Origin of the sequence: Escherichia sp. AM3 (assembly GCF_032029835.1) — a bacterium.
In the GTDB taxonomy this organism is placed as follows: Bacteria; Pseudomonadota; Gammaproteobacteria; order Enterobacterales; family Enterobacteriaceae; genus Escherichia; species Escherichia coli.
On the sequence record NZ_JAVUPQ010000243.1, the window covers coordinates 1 to 1,817 of the forward strand.

Annotated in this window: 2 protein-coding genes and 1 pseudogene; all 3 read left to right on the plus strand. The window is 43.1% G+C overall.

Annotation, left to right across the window (positions count from 1 at the left end):
- A partial coding sequence (locus RTW80_RS24625) for a polymorphic toxin type 34 domain-containing protein (protein WP_094338264.1) occupies positions 1 to 837 on the plus strand: 837 nt, incomplete at its 5' end.
- A gap of 20 nt (positions 838 to 857) precedes the next feature.
- Entirely contained in the window at positions 858 to 1,700 is an 843-nt protein-coding gene (locus RTW80_RS24630; protein ID WP_000072850.1) for a HEAT repeat domain-containing protein, read from the plus strand.
- A 29-nt stretch (positions 1,701 to 1,729) separates the two neighbouring features.
- Positions 1,730 to 1,817 (plus strand): annotated as a pseudogene (locus RTW80_RS31740) (hypothetical protein); the annotation flags it as partial.

The window sequence follows — 1,817 nt, forward strand, 5'->3', positions numbered from 1 at the left end:
GACCGGCTGGAAAGTGAAATCCTGGCTGACCGGGTGAGTGAGGAAAGCCGCCGCTGGCTGGCATCGTGCGGCCTGACGGTGGCGCAGATGCAAAGCCAGATGGACCCGGTATACACGCCGGCGCGAAAAATTCACCTGTACCACTGCGACCATCGCGGCCTGCCGCTGGCCCTTATCAGCACGGAAGGGACAACAGCGTGGTACGCAGAATACGATGAATGGGGTAACCAGCTGAATGAAGAGAACCCGCACCAGCTGCAGCAGCTCATCCGCCTGCCGGGGCAGCAGTATGATGAGGAGTCCGGCCTGTATTATAACCGCCACCGCTATTATGACCCGCTGCGGGGGAGGTATATCACTCAGGATCCGATTGGGCTGAAGGGGGGATGGAATTTTTATCAGTATCCGTTGAATCCAGTTACGAATACAGATCCTCTGGGGTTAGAAGTTTTTCCTAGACCATTCCCCTTGCCAATTCCATGGCCCAAAAGCCCTGCACAGCAGCAAGCAGATGATAATGCTGCAAAAGCATTGACAAAATGGTGGAACGATACAGCATCACAAAGAATATTTGACTCTCTAATATTGAATAATCCGGGACTAGCATTAGATATAACAATGATAGCTTCTCGTGGAAATGTTGCAGACACAGGGATAACTGATCGTGTCAATGACATAATAAATGACAGATTCTGGAGTGATGGGAAAAAACCCGACAGATGTGACGTACTTCAGGAACTAATTGATTGTGGTGATATTAGTGCTAAAGATGCAAAAAGCACACAGAAAGCCTGGAATTGTCGTCACTCCAGACAGTCAAACGATAAAAAAAGATAGCCCTTGTGGAGGTTCCTGCAATGTCAAATACATACCAGAAAAGAAAGGCAAGTAAAGAGTATGGTTTATATAATCAATGTAAGAAACTAAATGATGATGAATTATTTCGCTTACTTGATGATCACAATTCCTTGAAAAGGATTTCATCTGCCAGAGTATTACAGTTAAGAGGTGGGCAAGACGCTGTTAGATTGGCAATTGAGTTCTGCTCTGATAAAAATTATATCCGTAGAGATATCGGAGCATTTATACTCGGGCAAATAAAAATTTGCAAAAAATGCGAAGATAATGTTTTTAATATTTTGAACAATATGGCATTGAATGATAAGAGCGCTTGCGTTCGAGCTACGGCAATCGAGTCAACGGCTCAGCGATGCAAGAAAAACCCAATTTATTCACCTAAAATAGTAGAACAATCTCAAATTACTGCTTTTGATAAATCGACTAATGTCAGACGTGCTACAGCATTTGCTATTTCTGTTATCAATGATAAAGCAACAATTCCACTATTGATTAATCTGTTAAAAGATCCAAATGGAGATGTCAGAAACTGGGCCGCATTTGCAATAAATATCAATAAATATGATAATAGTGATATTAGGGATTGTTTTGTGGAGATGCTTCAGGATAAAAATGAGGAAGTCCGTATTGAAGCAATAATCGGACTTTCCTACAGAAAAGATAAAAGGGTTTTATCTGTTTTATGCGATGAGTTAAAAAAAAATACTGTTTATGATGATATCATTGAAGCTGCGGGTGAATTAGGTGATAAAACGCTGCTTCCTGTTTTAGATACTATGTTGTACAAGTTTGATGACAATGAAATTATAACTTCCGCTATTGATAAGCTGAAGCGTTCATAGCGTGAGTTGCCTATGCACAGTGGGGGATTCCCGCCGGCACGGTGCAGATGCTCGACCGGCTGGAAAGTGAAATCCTGGCTGACCGGGTGAGTGAGGAAAGCCGCCGCTGGCTGGCAT